The sequence below is a fragment of the Neolewinella persica DSM 23188 genome, from assembly GCF_000373105.1.
GTDB classification, from domain to species: Bacteria; Bacteroidota; Bacteroidia; order Chitinophagales; family Saprospiraceae; genus Neolewinella; species Neolewinella persica.
Genome location: NZ_KB890436.1, coordinates 214,964 through 232,328 on the forward strand (window position 1 = coordinate 214,964; position 17,365 = coordinate 232,328).

General features: G+C 51.6%; 14 protein-coding genes and 1 tRNA gene. 10 read left to right on the plus strand and 5 right to left on the minus strand.

Going from position 1 to position 17,365, the window contains the following annotated elements; translation table 11 throughout:
- Positions 1-272 precede the first annotated feature (272 nt).
- From B036_RS0115515 to rplI, 4 genes are all read left to right on the plus strand, one after another.
- The gene (locus B036_RS0115515; RefSeq protein ID WP_020569652.1) at positions 273-791 is read left to right on the plus strand and encodes a hypothetical protein; all 519 of its coding nucleotides are present in this window, start codon (positions 273-275) and stop codon (positions 789-791) included.
- A 331-nt stretch (positions 792-1,122) separates the two neighbouring features.
- Positions 1,123-1,593, plus strand: coding sequence for a 30S ribosomal protein S6 (rpsF, locus tag B036_RS0115520; protein ID WP_020569653.1), 471 nt, complete (start codon positions 1,123-1,125; stop codon positions 1,591-1,593).
- Between the two features lie 36 nt (positions 1,594-1,629).
- The gene (gene rpsR, locus B036_RS0115525) at positions 1,630-1,896 is read left to right on the plus strand and encodes a 30S ribosomal protein S18 (protein WP_020569654.1); all 267 of its coding nucleotides are present in this window, start codon (positions 1,630-1,632) and stop codon (positions 1,894-1,896) included.
- 142 nt (positions 1,897-2,038) lie between these two features.
- Positions 2,039-2,485: a 50S ribosomal protein L9 gene (gene rplI, locus B036_RS0115530; RefSeq protein WP_020569655.1), complete on the plus strand. Its 447-nt coding sequence runs from the start codon at positions 2,039-2,041 to the stop codon at positions 2,483-2,485.
- Positions 2,486-2,794: 309 nt separating this feature from the next.
- Here rplI and B036_RS0115535 read toward each other — a convergent pair whose 3' ends face one another.
- The gene (locus tag B036_RS0115535; protein WP_026232030.1) at positions 2,795-4,045 is read right to left on the minus strand and encodes an ABC transporter permease; all 1,251 of its coding nucleotides are present in this window, start codon (positions 4,043-4,045) and stop codon (positions 2,795-2,797) included.
- A 223-nt stretch (positions 4,046-4,268) separates the two neighbouring features.
- On the opposite strand from B036_RS0115535, the gene queA reads away from it, so the two are divergent.
- Entirely contained in the window at positions 4,269-5,333 is a 1,065-nt protein-coding gene (queA, locus tag B036_RS0115540) for a tRNA preQ1(34) S-adenosylmethionine ribosyltransferase-isomerase QueA (protein WP_020569657.1), read from the plus strand.
- Positions 5,334-5,427: 94 nt separating this feature from the next.
- On the opposite strand, the gene B036_RS0115545 is transcribed toward queA, so the two are convergent.
- Positions 5,428-5,499 (minus strand) — tRNA-Phe (locus B036_RS0115545).
- A gap of 378 nt (positions 5,500-5,877) precedes the next feature.
- Between B036_RS0115545 and B036_RS0115550 the strand changes: the two genes are divergently transcribed.
- On the plus strand, positions 5,878-7,548 hold the full coding sequence (locus B036_RS0115550) for a long-chain-fatty-acid--CoA ligase (protein ID WP_020569658.1): 1,671 nt from the start codon (positions 5,878-5,880) through the stop codon (positions 7,546-7,548).
- 290 nt (positions 7,549-7,838) lie between these two features.
- On the opposite strand, the gene rplS is transcribed toward B036_RS0115550, so the two are convergent.
- The gene (gene rplS, locus B036_RS0115555; RefSeq protein WP_020569659.1) at positions 7,839-8,189 is read right to left on the minus strand and encodes a 50S ribosomal protein L19; all 351 of its coding nucleotides are present in this window, start codon (positions 8,187-8,189) and stop codon (positions 7,839-7,841) included.
- 427 nt (positions 8,190-8,616) lie between these two features.
- On the opposite strand from rplS, the gene B036_RS0115560 reads away from it, so the two are divergent.
- Both B036_RS0115560 and B036_RS0115565 read left to right on the plus strand, forming a co-directional pair.
- Complete coding sequence (locus tag B036_RS0115560) at positions 8,617-10,557, plus strand: tetratricopeptide repeat-containing sensor histidine kinase (protein ID WP_083926220.1); 1,941 nt, start codon at positions 8,617-8,619, stop codon at positions 10,555-10,557.
- On the plus strand, positions 10,554-11,201 hold the full coding sequence (locus tag B036_RS0115565) for a response regulator (RefSeq protein WP_020569661.1): 648 nt from the start codon (positions 10,554-10,556) through the stop codon (positions 11,199-11,201). The genes B036_RS0115560 and B036_RS0115565 overlap by 4 nt, the downstream gene beginning before the upstream one ends.
- Before the next feature lie 28 nt (positions 11,202-11,229).
- Here B036_RS0115565 and B036_RS0115570 read toward each other — a convergent pair whose 3' ends face one another.
- Entirely contained in the window at positions 11,230-12,696 is a 1,467-nt protein-coding gene (locus B036_RS0115570) for a DUF92 domain-containing protein (protein ID WP_169435070.1), read from the minus strand.
- 105 nt (positions 12,697-12,801) lie between these two features.
- On the opposite strand from B036_RS0115570, the gene B036_RS0115575 reads away from it, so the two are divergent.
- Positions 12,802-13,470 carry a GDSL-type esterase/lipase family protein gene (locus B036_RS0115575; RefSeq protein ID WP_020569663.1) on the plus strand — a complete coding sequence of 223 codons (669 nt, stop codon included), beginning with the start codon at positions 12,802-12,804 and terminating at the stop codon, positions 13,468-13,470.
- Between the two features lie 158 nt (positions 13,471-13,628).
- Here B036_RS0115575 and B036_RS0115580 read toward each other — a convergent pair whose 3' ends face one another.
- Positions 13,629-14,315: a hypothetical protein gene (locus B036_RS0115580; protein ID WP_020569664.1), complete on the minus strand. Its 687-nt coding sequence runs from the start codon at positions 14,313-14,315 to the stop codon at positions 13,629-13,631.
- Positions 14,316-14,575: 260 nt separating this feature from the next.
- Between B036_RS0115580 and B036_RS0115585 the strand changes: the two genes are divergently transcribed.
- Positions 14,576-17,182 (plus strand): T9SS type A sorting domain-containing protein, encoded by a 2,607-nt coding sequence (locus tag B036_RS0115585; RefSeq protein ID WP_020569665.1) that lies wholly within the window; start codon positions 14,576-14,578, stop codon positions 17,180-17,182.
- Positions 17,183-17,365: the final 183 nt, after the last annotated feature.

A 17,365-nucleotide genomic window follows, 5' to 3' on the forward strand; every position in this document is an offset into this window, starting at 1 on the left:
GGTCGCTTAGGCTCCCGTTGCAGGTTGCAGCNAGTCGCTTCGCTCCTTGTTGCAGAGGTCGCTTAGGCTCCCGTTNCAGNTTGCAGCCAGTCGCTTCGCTCGTTTTGGCGATGCTTGAAAATAAAACATAATAAATTTGGCAAAACAGTCTGTGGCAATTTTCTTGTGCAACCTGCAACCTGCAACCTGCAACCTGCAACCTGCAACCTGCAACCTGCAACCTGCAACCTGCAACCTGCAACCTGCAACCTGCAACCTGCAACCTGCCTGCCATGAACTACCGCGATCAACTCCTCTCCGAACATTCCCGCGCTAATGCCGACCTGGTACTGAACCATGTTCTCAAGGATCGCCAGCGGGTGGCGAATCTGATGGATGTCTTTTTGAGCGATGAGTACCGGGCGGTACAGCGTTCTGCTATGGTGGTGGGAGATTTGGGGCGTTTGCGGCCCGCCTGGCTGCAACCTTGGCATAAACATATGATCCTGGCGGCTAAGGAGCCAGAGCACGACTCGGTGGTGCGCAACGTGATGCGATACTTTTCGGAATTACCGCTGGAACAGGTTGGCGAAGACGACCAGGGAGCATTACTGGAGTTGGCTTTTCGACTTACGGAAAGTCCGTTGCAGGCAGTGGCCATCCGGGTATTTTCTATGACGGTGGCGGCTAATTTTTGTCAGTTGTACCCAGAGCTTAAGGAGGAGTTGCGGGGCATCATCGAATTGTCGCTAGCGGAGGGGGCGACGGCCGGGTTTCGGAGCCGGGGGAATAAGATTTTACGGAAGCTGTAGCAGGCGCGGCCGCAGGTGCAGTGTTTAGGAGCCAGGAACAAGAAATTAGGAGTTATGGAACCGGGCTGGTGCATGGACTACCTGGTGCGCTCCACTTCCTGGCTTCGGGTGAGCAAGCGAAGCGTTGTGAACGGTACTGCGTCGTCCTGGTTGCTAGTTCATTAGCTCGTGGCTCTTAGTTTTTAGCTCCTTCTCCCTGCCCCTTGAAAAGCAACGACAGAAAATGCTGTTATTTCCCAGAATAAACCATATCTTTGCACCCGCTTAGGACTGACCTGTTTGGTGCTAAGCGATTCACCCCTCTTTTTAACCATCAGTACGACTGATCCATATGAGAAATTACGAGACTACTTTCATCGTAGATCCAGTGCTGTCGACCGAAGATATCAAGGCGACGGCTCAGGCGTATGTAGAGAACCTCCGCAAGGAAGGTTGCGAAATCGTCTTTGTTGACGAGATGGGCTTGCGCACGCTTGCCTATGACATCAACCGACGCAGCAACGGTATCTACTACAGCATTGAATATACTTCGCCCAACGGCGCTTTCCTTAACACGTACGAGTTGGCCCTGCGCCGCGACGAGCGTATCCTTCGGTTCCTGACCGTTGCTCTCGATAAGTACGGTGTGCAGTACAACGCAGATAAGCGTGCCGGCAAAATCGGCAAGGCTAAGCGTAAGAAGCAAGAGAAGCCAGCCAAGAGCGAACCGGCAGCCCACGGCATCAGCCGTAAGAAGGCCGATTCTCCTTCCCTTTCTGGTGTGCCTTCTGGCGACGCCGAAAGCTTCAAGGAAGAAGAGTAACCCCAACCATTCAATCACCGTTAAAAAGACCATACTATGGCCTCTAGAGACGATATCAAGTTCCTTTCCAATCCTAAGATTGGTGGACGCAAAAAGAAGTACTGCCGTTTTAAGCGTTACGGCATCAAGTACATCGATTACAAAGATCCTGACTTCCTCCTCACTTTCGTGAACGAGCAGGGCAAGATCCTCCCACGCCGGATCACCGGTAACTCCCTCAAGTACCAGCGTAAGATGGGCACAGCCATCAAGCGTGCTCGCCACCTGGCGATGCTGCCGTACCTGACGGACCTTTTGAAATAAGTCAACCAGTCGATAGTCAAGTAGTCAGATAGTCATAGGAGTCCGCTCTTTGACTACCTGACTCTTTGGCTATTTGACTTTTATTCCTAACCACTCACCGAACGGGGCACTGCCCCAAAAGGGTGGGACAACATAAATTACCATGAAAGTAATTATGCTGAAAGATGTCGACAAAGTCGGCGACAAGCACGAAGTAATCACTGTAAAGAACGGTTTCGGCCGCAATTACCTTCTTCCCCGTGGCCTGGCCATCATCGGCAACGATTCCAATATGGGACGTTTGAACGAGATGATCCGTCGCGAAGAAGCACAAGAGCAGAAGAAGCTCGATGTGTACCGGGTAATCGCCAAGCAACTGGAAGGTAAGACGCTGAAGATTGGCGCCAAAGCCGGTACTAGCGGTCGTATCTTCGGTTCTATTACAGAACTCTCCGTTAAGCAGCAGCTGCAGGAGCAGTTTGGTGTAGAAATCGAGCGTAAGAAAATCAACTTACCTGAAGATGCCAAAGAACTTGGCACCTACACCCTTATTCTCAAGCTCCACCCCGAGGTGACGCACGAGATGCAGATGGAGGTAGCGCAGGACTAAAAACTCCAGCACTGTTTTTAAAGACTCAGGAGGTCGCCGTGATTTGGTTCGCGGCGGCCTTTTTTTGTCGCTTCGCTCCTTGTTGCAGAGCGCCTTCGGCGCGTTGCAGGTTGCAGCTATCGCATCAGGCAGCTCGCTCCGATCATTTTGGATGTTTCTTTTGAAATAATGCCGGAAAATTTGGCCGAATTGCCTGCGGCAATTTTCTTACCTGAATCCTGAATCCTGAATCCTGAATCCTGAATCCTGAATCCTGAATCCTGAATCCTGAATCCTGAATCCTGAATCCTGAATCCTGAATCCTGAATTTTAACTCCGCATCGCCTCCACCGGATCCATCTTGGCTGCCAGTCCGGCGGGGACGGCACCGGCAAGGATACCGACAACGGCCGAGAGTACAACACCGATGACGGCATACTTTAAGCTGAGGTTAATGGCAAAGCTTTCAAAGGACATGTTGATGATGGAGGTTACCCCCACGACAAGGCCGAGACCGATAACGCCACCGATGATACAGAGTATCACCGATTCCGTAAGGAACTCGAGTAGGATGACGAACTGCCGGGCACCGAGAGCCTTTTTCACTCCAATCAGGCTCGTACGTTCCTTCACGGAGACAAACATGATGTTGGCCACGCTGATGGCACCTACGATCATGGAGAAAAGGCCAATGAGACCGCCGACCATGTTCAAAACACCGAAGAAGCCACCTATAGAGTCGGCGATCATGGTGAGTTGATTTAGGGAGAAATTGTCTTCCTCGCGTGGCCTGAGTCCGCGACCGGAACGTAAAATTCCCCGGATATCGTCTTCAAGTTGCTGCAACGGTACGCCTTCTTTAGCCTTTACGGCTAAGCGGCCGCCGAAGCGCCTACTATTTTTCAGGTTCATGAAGCGCGCCGCATTGGTATAGGTAATGGCCACGGTATAATCATAGTCAATAATATTAATGAGGTCTCCGCCCGTTTTATCAAAGACGCCGATCACCTCATACTTTTGGCTGCCCATTTTCATAGTTTTTCCTACTGGTGGGATGGCGCCAAACAGCTCTGCCGCTACTTCGTGGCCGATAATCGCCTTGTCTGCTCCGGATGAATATTCTGAAGGTGTCCAATAACGCCCCCTTTGAATCTCGACATTGTACATTCGATCCAGTTCGTAAGTCGTCACCAATACAGAGGCGCCCTCAACTGCCGAGCGGTTGTACTTGACTACCTTTCGCCCCGCTTCGGTAGAATAATTAATGACGGAGGCAGTCGGCATGCGCTCTTTTAATCTTTCGTAATCGTCATGATCAGGGTGAGGCCGCTGAAAATATTCCCACCAGTCGCCGCTGTTATCTTTCCATGGCCATTTGTCAACGTAAACCACGTCTTCTCCCAGTTTAGCGAAACTGCCCTGAACACTACTTTCCAAAGACTCGACGGCCGATAGCACCCCGATGATACAGAAGATGCCGATAGATATACCGAGAAGAGAAAGGAACGTCCTCAGTTTATTGCCAATGAGCTGAGCCATGGCCTGACGGATACTTTCGGAGAAAACTTTGAGAAATAGCATGCGGAAATATTGGGTCATTAAAGGTAGCAAAACACACCGCTTAGAACCTCTGAGATAGACTAAAGGCAGGGAATGATGGACAAACGGACGTTTTTAGGGCCAGAGAATCAACTTTAGCTCGCTGAACGACTTCTTAAAGGTGTGGTATTATATGATTTCTTAAAATACCCCTACCTTTGCGCGCTGTTTCGTAATTAACACGACACTAAAATTAGTACCGGGAATGAGGACAAAGCTGTCACAATTTAAGTTCGAACTAAATGAAAAACTCATCGCTAAAACGCCTAGTAAGCGTAGGGATGATAGTCGGCTAATGGTCGTTAACCGGGCAACTGGTGAGATCGAGCACAAGATGTTTACTGACTTACTCGATTTCTATGACGAAGGAGATACCCTCGTTTTCAACAACACTAAGGTTTTTCCCGCCCGCCTCTACGGGTTGAAGGAAAAGACCCAGGCACGAATCGAGGTTTTCCTTCTGCGGGAACTCAATACCCAAGCTCGTCTCTGGGACGTCCTGGTGGACCCCGCCCGTAAGATCCGGGTTGGAAACAAACTTTACTTCAATGATAAGCGTGGTGTCACCCGCCTGGTTGCTGAAGTAGTGGATAATACGACCAGTCGTGGACGTACCATCCGTTTCCTTTTTGATGGCCCCAACGACGAATTCCTCAAGGAGCTCCACAGCCTCGGTAATACCCCATTACCAAAACTGCTGGAACGTGAGGCCGATGCCCGCGATGCTGAGCGCTATCAAACGGTATTCGCCAGCGAAATAGGTGCGGTTGCAGCTCCTACCGCCGGACTCCATTTCAGTCGGGAGACCCTGATGCGAATGGAACTCAAAGGTGTTAAGAAAGCAGACATCACTCTACACTTAGGTTTGGGAACCTTCCGGGACATTGAAGTGGAAGACCTCTCCAAGCATAAAATGGACGCGGAGTATTTCCGGGTGGAACAGGCCGCCTGTGACATCGTCAATGCTACCAAGGTCGACGGAGGTAAAATCTGTGCAATTGGCACTACTGCCATCCGGGCCTGTGAAAACAGCGTAAGCGCCGAGCGTCTGCTGGCACCGAATGAAGGATGGACCAATAAATTCATTTTCCCGCCTTACGACTTCCACATTCCTGATCACCTGCTGACCAATTTCCATCTGCCGAAGAGCAGTCTCTTCATCACTACCTGTGCCTTTGGTGGTATTGACCTGATCCTGGAAGCTTACGCTATCGCCCAGAAAGAGAAGTATCGCTTTTTCGCCTATGGCGATGCGATGCTGGTAGTCTGATAAACCTACTGGTCTTAAAGCTACTAAGCGCAATGAGCCCCGAATCGTCTGATGATGATTCGGGGCTTTTGCTCTGGTAAAGGGATGAAAATAGTGTGGACAAAAGGGCTCGAACCTCTATCTCCGGCGTTTCAAACCGGCGCTCTGCCTGTTGAGCTATGTCCGCAGTGGGTAGAAAAAAACTCGCATTACGCGCTTCGTCGGTAACCTATTCCCTGAGCGCAGTGAATTATTGCACCGTCGGAGTTGTGAGTTTCAGGTTATGGCCTGCAGGGATATAATGGGAGGAGGAGGGAAGTAAGTTGCAAGGCCGGTTAACTTAACGGGTGTTTTCTTTGGCGGGGCCGCAGGTGCAAGGATAGTAGCTGGGAGCCAGAGGCCAGGTAACTGGTTCCCCTGCTTCCAGTTCCTGAACACTGCACCTGCGGCCCCGCCCCGAAAAGAATGTTGAAATTCGTAGATATTCCCTTTCTTTCTTTGCTACTTTTTTCTCCCTTACTTTTTCGTACTTTGCGCAGTAACGCAAGCTCTTAAAATATAGACTATGTCCGCCGACCAGCGCCCCTGGCTAGCTCAGTACCCCTCCGGAATCCCCGCTAATGTTGATACGGAAGTTTTTTCTACGTTAAAAGACCTCCTTGGGGAGGCCATGAAAAAGTTTGCCAAACATCCGGCTTACGCTTGTATGGGTAAAGAAATCACCTATGCGGAGCTGGATCGTCAAAGCACAGCTTTCGGCGCCTACCTCCATTACCGGGGCCTGCAACCGGGAGACCGGGTAGCACTGATGATGCCAAATATGTTGCAATACCCGATTGCATTATACGGCCTGCTAAAGGCGGGGTTGGTCATTGTTAATACCAACCCGCTTTATACGCCCCGGGAGATGAAGCACCAGTTCAATGACGCTGAGGTTTCTGCGGTGGTGATCTGCGAAAATTTTGCCAATAACCTGGAAGAAATCATTGGAGAGACTGGCGTTAAAACCGTCATCACTACCTCTATAGGTGAGCTGCTTGGTACGGTGAAGGGGGCAATTACCAATTTCGTGGTCCGTAAGATCAAGAAAATGGTACCGGCTTATAACCTGCCCGGTACTGTAAACTTCAAGACTGCCCTGTCTGAAGGAGCTAAGTATAAGTTGCCAGAGTTTATCGGTCAAAAGGACGACACCATTGCCCTACAGTACACCGGCGGAACTACCGGTGTTTCTAAAGGTGCTATGCTGACCAACGGCAACCTGGTCGCCAACGCCCTTCAGTCTAAAGCCTGGATGACCCAGAAATTGGAAGAGGGCGGTGATCTCCGGATGCTTTGCCCATTGCCGTTGTACCACATTTTTGCCTTTACGGTCAATGCAGTCGCCATCTTTGGGCACGGGATATGTAATGTTCTGATCACGAATCCTCGTGACCTCAAAACGATAGTTGATGCCTTTAAGGACAATAAAATCGGCGGGCTCACGGGGGTTAACACGTTATACAATGCCCTGACTAATAATCCTGGCTTCAAAGCGCTAGACTTCCGCCACCTGGAAATCGCCGTGGGCGGCGGAATGGCCGTACAACGTCCGGTAGCAGAGGCATGGCAGAAGCTGACTGGTGTCCCCCTGAGTGAAGGCTACGGCCTGACGGAAAGTAGCCCTTCGGCCAGCATGAACCCCCTCAACGATAACCTCCGTATTGGCACCATTGGCGTTCCACTGCCCAGCACCTTGATGCGGGTGTGGAATGAGGATGAAAACCGGTTGGCGACTCCTGAGGAGCGCGGAGAAATACAGATCAAAGGCCCCCAGGTAATGAAAGGGTACCTGAACCGGCCAGAAGAAACCGCAGAAGTCATGCTCGACGGCTGGCTGCGTACCGGAGACATCGGTATGATGAGTGAAGACGGCTTCTTCCGAATCGTAGACAGGAAGAAGGACATGATTCTTGTTTCTGGGTTCAATGTGTTTCCTAATGAGGTGGAAGACGTAATTGCCGGTCACCCGATGGTCCTTGAAGTTGCGGCCATCGGTATACCCAGTGAGAAATCCGGGGAAGTCGTCAAGGTCTTCGTAGTAAAGAAGGATAAGTCACTCACCGAAGAAGAAGTAATTACCTACGCACGGGAGAACCTGACGGGGTATAAAGTCCCTAAGGCAGTAGAATTCCGGGAAGATTTACCAAAGAGTAACGTTGGTAAGATCATCCGGAGGCATTTGCGGGAAGAATAATGAGGTAGTCAGAGAGTCGCTGCCGCAAGTACTTTTCGCGGAGCGGTGCTTGCTCGCCTGCTTGTAGCCTGATTTGAGGATCTGCTATAATCAGGCGGGCATAGTTGCTGTATGCAGGTTTAGGGTAATCCAGTAGCGGGGAAGGCATTAGCCGGTTACTCTCCCATCCATTAATCCTCCCAATTACTCAAAATAGAACAACCCGACCACTCCGCAGGGGAGTGATCGGGTTGCCAGGTGCAATGATTTTGCCACTGTTTGCTTTCCTGAAACAGGAAAACGAACAAGTTTTACTTGATGCGACGCTCCTTGATACGGGCCTTCTTACCAACGCGGTCACGCAGGTAGAACAGGCGGCTGCGACGAACCTTACCGTGCTTGACGATAGCAATACCGTCGATGGCAGGAGAGGATAATGGGAAGATACGCTCAACACCAATACCGTTGGAGATTTTGCGAACCGTGAAGGTCTTGGTCAGGCCTTCACCTTTGATCTGGATTACGTCACCACGGAATTGCTGGATCCGGGACTTCTCGCCCTCGGTAATTCTGTAGTCTACCACAACGGTGTCGCCGGCGCGGAAGGCTGGAAGATCGGTCTTGTTGCTAACTTGCTCGTGAATGAAGGAAATAGCGTCCATGGCTGTAATAATTTTTGAACTCGCTTCTTGCGGCCCGCAAAGGTAACGCTTTCTTTTTGGTTGGACAAGAGTCCGGGGGAAATAGACGAAAAATTGCTTCGCTCGTGGGGTATTGATGTGCGATATCTGATGTGATATAGGTGATTGGCTGCCGTATTTGGTAGCTCACCTCGTTTGTGTTAGGGTGTTTTTTTTAAAAAAGGTCCAAGAAAAACTTTGCTGAATTGCCTGCGGCAATTTTCTTACCTGATACCTGATACCTGATACCTGATACCTGATACCTGATACCTGATACCTGATACCTGATACCTGATACCTGATACCTGATACCTGTATGAATTCATAGAGTAAACCAATACCCCCGCTTTCGGGTAGGTTAACCCGAAAAAAAAAGCTAACTTTTGCTTTTACTTAGAGCTAAAATGCCATGCGTCTATCATGTTTCTTCCTGATTTGCCTTTTAGGCTGCTTGTCGCCTCAAGGAATGGTGTTCGGGCAAGCTGACAGCTTAAGGATGGTAGTGGCCAACCCACCGAATGATACGGCGGACTTGGCGGCACTGTATGCCTTGGTCCGCGTTAACCTACGCAAAGCTCCTGCTGCTTCGATGCAAAATGCCCGGGACCTTGCCCGCCTTGCCAGGGCAAGAGAGAAAACTCACTGGGCGGCCCTTGGCTATCGGACCGTAGGGACCTTACATTGGTTGAACAATACACCGGACTCTTCCAGGTATTACAATGAACTTGCCCTGAAAGCCCTGGGTGACCCTGCCAACGATCCGCGCGTTGGGGTTGGCATTTTGGTGAACCTGGGCAGCTACTACACACTACACGAAAAATATGATGAGGCCGCCGGCTATTTTTCCGGAGCATATGAACTGGCTATCGAGAGTGGCTACGACCGGGACCTTCCCAAAATTCTGAACAACCTCGGTGTGCTGTTTAAGCGGCTCGGCAGAAACCGCTCTGCCCTGCGGACCTACGAAAAAGCCTTACGTCTCAAAGAACAGGAAGCAGACACCATCGGAGTCGCTAATACCTTACTCAACCTGGGGAGGCTTCGCCTGGAGTTAGACCAAGTGGAAGCGGCGTTGACAGATTTTGAGCGGGCGTCAGCGCTTTACCGGGCCGTTGGTCGGGAAGGGGAGGTCGCTGGCGTGGAGTTAAGCCGGGGAGTGGCGTATTATGATCGTGATGAATTTGACCTGGCCGAAAGAACCATAAAGGCCGCTATGGCCTTGCCCGAAGTAGAGATGGAAGATTACGTCAGGGCGAATGCGCTCCTGGTCCTGGCCGATTTGGCCAGAAGGAAGGAAGACGCTACAGCATCCCTAGCCTACCTCCGGGAAGGTTACCCGCTGGCCAAAGCTTCAGAGATCAGCAGTTTACTGACAAATTACGAACGCTCCTTTGGACATACCTACCGCCTACTGGACCGGGAAAAAGAGGCCTCTGCACACTTTGCGGTATTTGCACAGTCCATTGACGGAGTACATGAGAAGCAGAAGTTGGATGTTTACCAGGAAACCGTCAATGAATTTCAGGCCCAGCTGCGGGAGGCGGAGATTGAGCGGCAGGAATTGACCATTGCCCGGCAACGACAACGGCAACAACTGATGGGACTTGGACTGGCTTGCCTGGGCTTGCTGGCAACGGGTATTTGGTTGCTCCTGCGTTCGCGCCTGAACGTACAGAGGAGTGAAGCGCTACGCCTGGAATCTGAAAGAAAAGCAGAAGTAGATGCGCTCAACCGGCAAGCCGAATTGAATGGCCTGCGATCAATGATTGAAGGGCAGGAGGTGGAACGTAAACGCGTAGCTAAAGACCTGCACGACGGCCTGGGTGGGCTCCTGGCTACGGTAAAAGCCCGTCTGTCTATGGAAGCTCCAACGGCCGCCGCTGCTAATCAGTTGATCGACCGGGCCTGTACGGAAGTACGCCGTATCGCCCACAACATGATGCCCCAAACCCTGGCCCTTTCCGGTCTTTCCGGTTCAGTCCGGGACATTGTCGCCCAATTGAACCAACGTGGCATCGACACTGAACTGGAGATCATCGGCCAGCCTGATCTGCGCCTTAATGAAGATGGCCAGGCCATGCTGCTGCGCATCCTGCAGGAACTTACCCATAACGTGGTAAAACACGCGGGGGCCGAAAAGCTTTTCATCCAGTTACTCGATCAGCCGAACCAGTTGTTACTCACCGTTGAAGACGACGGGAAGGGCTTTAATGCCGACTACGTCCGCTCGGCGAAAAAGGGCATCGGCCTGGAAAATATAGACAGTCGGGTAGCCTATTTGCGCGGCGATATTCAGTACGACAGTAGTCCGGGCCACGGTACCACGGTTACCTTAACTTTACCACTATGACCCACCTAGCCATCGTTGACGACCACTCCATCGTACTCCAGGGACTAGAGCTAATGCTTCGAGATGCTCCAGACCTGACGCTCGCGGGTTTATACCAAAACGGAGATCAACTGCTTTCAGCGCTTCAGCAAGGCGAAACCATTAACACCATACTAATGGATATCCACATGCCCAGCATTAACGGTGTGGAACTGTGTAAAATGGTGAAGCGGGATTACCCCTCGGTGGCAGTAATTGGCCTTTCTATGGTAAGTGAAATGAGTCTGGTGCGGCTCATGATCAAAAACGGGGCGAGTGGTTACCTGCACAAAAATGCCGGTAAAGATGAGGTGCTGAAGGCGCTGGAGAAAGTGCGTCGAGGAAAGCGATATTTCAGCGAGGAGATCAATGACATGCTGATTGAAGGAAAGAGCCGGGGAGAAAAAACCGTGCGAAAAAGCCCATTCCCACGGTTGAGCCGACGAGAGAAAGAGGTGCTGGGGTTGATTGTGGATGAGCATACCACCCAGGAGATTGCCGATAAATTGTTTATCAGTTTTGGCACCGTAGAGACGCATCGACGGAATATTCTATCCAAGCTTGGTGCACGAAATACCGCGGGGTTAGTCCGGATTGCCCTGGAATATAGGCTGCTGGAAGATTAGCCTTCGGATTAGTACCCAAAGGGCTTATTCAAACTATGGTGAGAAGAGCGTCAACTATTGTTACGCCAACCAAAATTGCGATAAAATTAACCAGGTCGTTCGTTGCCCAGCTAAAGCCACTGGCGAGTTCGGTATTGGGTCCGGGAGTATCGGACAGGGCTCCGGTTTTAAGGTCGCGGTATTTTGCCTGAAACAGGGAGCCGATGACGCTGTCAATCAACATACCCAAAAAACCGCCGGCAACGATTATCCCTAGAAGATTGGGGTTTTGGTAAGGGATCACCCAAAAGCAACTGATCACGATGAAGCAACTACCTAAGAATCCTGCTAAGGTCCCTGGCCAGCTTATGCCTCCACTCAACCCTGGGGAGACTTTGCGCCATTTAATCAGGTCATAAGTCGGCCACTTGAAATACTGGCCGATTTCGGAGGACCAGGTATCGGCTGTGGCGATGGCCATGGCAGTGATAAGCCAAACTTCGGTGGTCGGCATTATGAGATACAAAAGGTCTTCCGAAGGCCAGGAAAACATAGCCAGGTATCCAAAATACCCCCCATTTGCCAAGACCTGTGTGGCATCCCGTGGTAACTTCTGCTTAGCATCTCCGGCAGCCGTGGTTGCCGGGAACAGCCGGCCGATGAGGGAACTGGAGAAAAGGAATAAAAAAAGTGGTAATAGCCAAAGAAAAGAATGGCTGCCGATGACGACTGCAATACCAAGCAAAGATGCCGTCAGTGCGCCACCTGCCGTCAGGCTCCCCCTGCTCACCATCCACCACGAAAACAGGGCGCCCCCGAGAATCAGGGGTAATAGCAGGGCGTACTGTCCGGCATCTACGCCCAGCCACAGCCAGGCGGTCAGAAGAGGAACGATCAGGTTGTCGAGTCCTTTAGAGCCCAGGCTTTCTCCGGTAGCCAGAATTACCGCCATTCCAAGAATCCCCGGCCAGCCGATGAGCTGGACAACGGAAAAATAATCATGCGCATCCTCAGGAGCTACGGAGAATTGGACGGGAAGGAAAAAAAGAAGGGACAGCAGCAGGAAGCTCCCCGCAAAAGCGAGGCTACCGATCAGCGACTTTTCATCACCCGTTAAATTGTAAGTCTTACGGGCGCAAAGCTTTCCGACAATTGTCGCTGCTGGATCACATAAAGCCAACACCCACATCGAAAAAGCAATTACTGGCCGAGGAGTCGGACTGATAAGCAGGACCAGGAAGGCCAGGGGAAACCAGATGATTCCCCACGCTCTCCTGCCGGACTCCTCCCGCATGAGTTGATTGGTCAAAATCAGTACCAGTAGCAGTACTTCAGCACCGGCCACAATCCAGGTAAGCAGCTCCCGGTCAATGTGAAAGGTGGCGACTGCGCAGGCACCTACCGCAATGATGTGTAAGATCTTTCGGGTTTGCCAATAGGGGAGCCAATCCTGTCGGGCGGCTAATTCGGTAATCAGCGTCGTGATGAGGACAATGGAGACTAGAATTAAATGCACGGCGGCAAGATAGGACATGGAAACGTTTACCATTGGCAATGGCCGCATTTTGTCCTCCTGTCTTTAACCACTCATACCTTAACTTACCTCCCTGAATTATTTACTATGCGCTTCCTATTCTTACTCCTGTTACTTGGAACCCTCCAGGCCCACGCTCAGAATGCCGATGATCCCGCGCGCTGGGAGTCCACCATTCAGCAATTTGAAATGGCGGACAAAAAGGAAGCGCCGGTTACTGATGCCATCTTATTTGTCGGTAGTTCCTCCATCGTTAAGTGGGACACTATGGCAGAAGATTTGGCCGGTCACGCAACCATAAACCGGGGATTTGGCGGGTCGACTTTTCATGACCTCATTTACTACGCCGATCGCGTTATCTATCCTTATCAGCCCAAAGTGGTTTTCGTGTACGAGGGGGATAACGATATTTTCGCCGGAGATACGCCTGAAGAAGTACTCAAGTCGGCTAAGAAACTTAGGAAAATGATCGCTAAAAACCTGGGGAAAGATGTTCCGGTGGTCTTTATCTCCCCTAAGCCCAGCGTCGCACGCTGGGAGCTGAAGGCAGAATATGAAGTTACCAATGCTTTGCTTCGGTCCTTTACGGAAAGTAAGAAAAGCACCTATTTTGTTGATGTCTGGACACCGGCTTTACAGCAAAACGGAGCGGTAAGGGACGACATTTTTGTTGGTGACAACCTTCACCTCAACGCCGCCGGCTACGATATCTGGGAGGCTGCGATCAAGCCGGTGGTGGAGCGGCTAGAGGATTAGTTTGTAGTTCATAGTCTAGTAGTTCATAGTGCTGCCGCAAAGCGATGCTCGCTATCGCTCGTGGCATTATTGCTTGGATTAAATCGCCTACGGGCGTAGGGAGCAGAAATCAGCGGCAGCAACTACGAACTACCGACTGTGAAGGCGCTGTGCACCGGCTACTTCTTCGCAATAAGCTTTTGCTCATTATTAGAGTCATAGATGCAGTAAGCATCGTACTTGGTCCGATCGGTTTCGGCCCAGATGTCTTTACCGATGTCGCAGACCTTGATCATCTCGTCGTAAAGAATATTACCGATATCGATGCGGTTTTCGACGGCAATGTCGCGGTCCGCGACCTTGTCTTGCTGCACGTTCATGGCCAGTTCGAATTTCTGACAGGCATCGGCCAGTTTTTTCAGGTGGCTTTCATTGAGGCCGGTGTCTGACAGGAAGTCCCACTGGGCGCGGGCAACGCGGATGACGCGGCGGCCGCAGAAGAGGAGCTGGGCGTCGGTCATGTCACCGATTTTGGCGGTGCCAAACTTACGGTAGCGACCGGTCCGGTTACTAAAAACCATGCGCACGCGGGTCATGATACTGCGGATGGCGTGCCTGACTTTTTCGGAGGCCTCGTACTTCTTGTCGGTCACCACCATCTGATCCCCGAGTAGCTCATCATCATCGGGAACGGACATGAATTTCTGGCACCGGTCGTGAAAGCCCTTCAGACGTCGCCCGTCATATTCGTAGCCATTGAATTTAGCCAGGTCGCGTTTGGCCAGCCGGATGGCGTCCATACACATTTGGTAAAGATCAGCATCAGGAAAATTGTACTTGCGGTTAACCTTTTGTTTCTTCTTCATGGCCGGTAAGTGGAGAGGTAGACAAATGTAGGTGTTTTTGACTAATAACACAAATTGTGTGCATTGGGCGGGGCCGCAGGTGCAAGCGTAAGGGGTAAAAGGAGCAAAGGAAAAAAGGGCGGTAATCCCCTGGCCCTTTCCCCTGCTCCTTTCCGCCTTGATTTTGCACCTGCGGCCCCGCCTACCCGAATACCTGAATGTGCCCGGCCCGACAATTGGAAAGCTCTGTCTTAAAGTATCTTAGCCGCAAAGCCCCCGGAATGAGAATTTTTACCCTGTTGTTTGCCCTTTCCGTTTTGATTCTTGGTTGTGAACCAGTTGTAAAGGAGGTGCCGCGTCTGCTGCCCATCGAAATTGGTGCAGATGGAGAGGCCGACGGAGAGGAGAAAGAAAATGCTCGTGAGCGTTGGGAGGCCGCCATTCACCGGGCTGCGCCCGGCACCGATTGGCGTAAACTCGAAGCCCGTAACGCCATGGCCCGGCACCGTAAACGTCGTAATGCTCCCGGCCGAAAAGCTGTAGAAACCTTTGCCGACGGCCTCTTACTCGGAGAATGGTTTGAACGTGGTAGTAAATATACTGCCGGGAGCATCCATGATGTGGTGCAGGATCCGACGGACCCGAATAACCTTTTCATCATGTCCGCCGGCGGTGCCATCTGGCAAATGGATTACGATAAGGAGGAATTTGCCCTTGTGAATCACGACATCTACTTCAGCGAGGAATACCTCGGTCTGGTGCCGACAATGGCTGGTCGCAACCTGATTGCTTTTACCGAAAACCGGCCGATGTATTCTACCGATGATGGCGATAACTGGGAGTACGCTACCGTTCGGCGGGGGAATGACCGGATAAGTGGCGATCAACTCACCAATTTTTTCAGCCCGCTGGTTGCTGACAGTACCATGCTTACTACCCTGCAGATCGATAACGGGCGCTATGAGATTTTCCGTTCGAGAAACGGAGGTACTAGCTACAGCTTCATTAAACAACCGCCGTTTACAACCGCTGCCGGCGACCAGACCATCACCCACTTGTACCGCCCACCCGGCGTGGAACGGACCTTTGTTCTGATGAAAAAAATGTTCGATGATCCGCAGATCACTCTTTATGAAATGAAGGAGGATGCAGCGGGTATTCGTTACGATTCGGTAGCTAACCTAGCTATTGCTACTACGGGCAGTTTCAGGGCACGCCTCTCCGCCGCAAAGCAGCCCGGAACGGATAGTTTACGAATTTTCATGCAAGCCGACGATCAGTTGTTTCGGAGCGACGACGATGGTGTCAGCTGGCGGGAAATGCCGATGCTGGAAAAGAAACCGTGGCGAAATCAGGCGATCTATGTCCGTCCTTCCGATCCTGACTTTGTTGCCTACGGCGCCGTCGAACTCTGGGTAAGCCGGGATGGCGGAGAGACCTTTACTCCACCAAATTTCTGGTGGGAATATTACGACGACATCACCAAATACTTACACGCCGATATCATGCGTCTCACTGAGATCACCGATTCTGAAGGTGCAAAGCAAATGCTGGTGAGCAGCCACGGTGGACTCAATCGCCTGGACCCATCGGATGGTATGTGGTATAATGTCGCTAATGAGGGTTTAAACGTGGCACAATACTACGACGTAAGAACCAACCCGGGTGACCCTGACATCATCTACGCTGGTTCTCAGGATCAGGGCTTCCAGATATTGGAGGAGGATGAAACCAGTCGGCGCGACATTCTGGGCGGTTTCCAGGACTTTAGTGGTGATTACGGGCACCTGGCTTTTGCCGAGAGGGGTAATGTATTCTTTACCGCCTACCCCTTTGGCAGCATCTATGCTTTTTATGACGTGTTGTCTTTTGGCGGCTTCAACGAGGGATGGAGTAATTACCGCATTGAAAGCCCCGACGAGTTTACCTGGATCACGCCGATGATGTCGCCCCCGACCATAGGAGGAAACGTAGAACTGTACGTAGCCGGGGGAAGTGCCGATACCGCGAAAAGCGGTTCTTACCTCGTGCAGGTCACCCTTGACCGGGATATAGACAGTGGTAACTTCGGGAAGATGACTGGCCAGGATAAACCTTTCGACTTCATCGACGCCGGAGCGGGTAATCTTTCCGCCATGACCTATTCTCCCATCAACCCGGACCGCTTTTACGTGGCGACCACGGAGGGCAGGTTCTTTACTTCTACGGACCGGGGGGACAGCTGGACGGAAACGCTCAACTTCCTTCCCGATGGCTGGTACTTATACGGACAGGCGATCCACGCGTCTAAAACCGAAGAAGAAACGGTTTGGCTGGGCGGCTCCGGTTACAGTAATCCTCCGGTCTGGCGGTCAACCGACGGCGGTGAAAATTTCTTCCCAGCCAGTGAGGGGTTGCCACCGACCATCGTGCATGGTCTGACGGCCAATGCTACGGAGACACTTTTGTTTGCCGCTACCGAGGCGGGGCCGTTCGTATACGTTGTCGATGAAGAGCGCTGGTATGATCTGGCCGGCCAGTTTGCTCCCACGATGCGGTACTACTCGGTCGAATTCCTCGATGACCGGAACCTTGCACGTTTCGGGACCTATGGTCGTGGTGCCTGGGACTTTCAGGTAGAAGAACTGGTGCCGACCGATGAGCCATTCGCGGTATCAGAGCAACTGAAAATATATCCTAATCCGGCCAGTGTCGCTGCTACGATTGAAGGCGCCGCAGTTGGGTATCGGGTGTACGACATTGCCGGAAGGGAGGTGGTGAGGGTGAAAGCTTCGCCGGATCGGACAAGATTGTCGTTGGCGGGGGTCCGGCCGGGACTTTACTTTGTCCAACCCCTTGATGCGGATGGACGGGCAGCGGGACTGGGGCAACGATTGATAGTCAACTAACGCGGATCAAGAGCTAAAGTGAGTTCCCCTACTTCAAAAGTAGCTTGGGATTCACCGTTTGATTGCCGTCGCGACTGTTTCAACAGATAAATACTCATTTTAGCTCTTGATTCGTGTAACGAGTCAAAGCGTAAACGAACGCAGCGAGTAATACCATGCGGTAGCAACTATTTGACTCTTGGA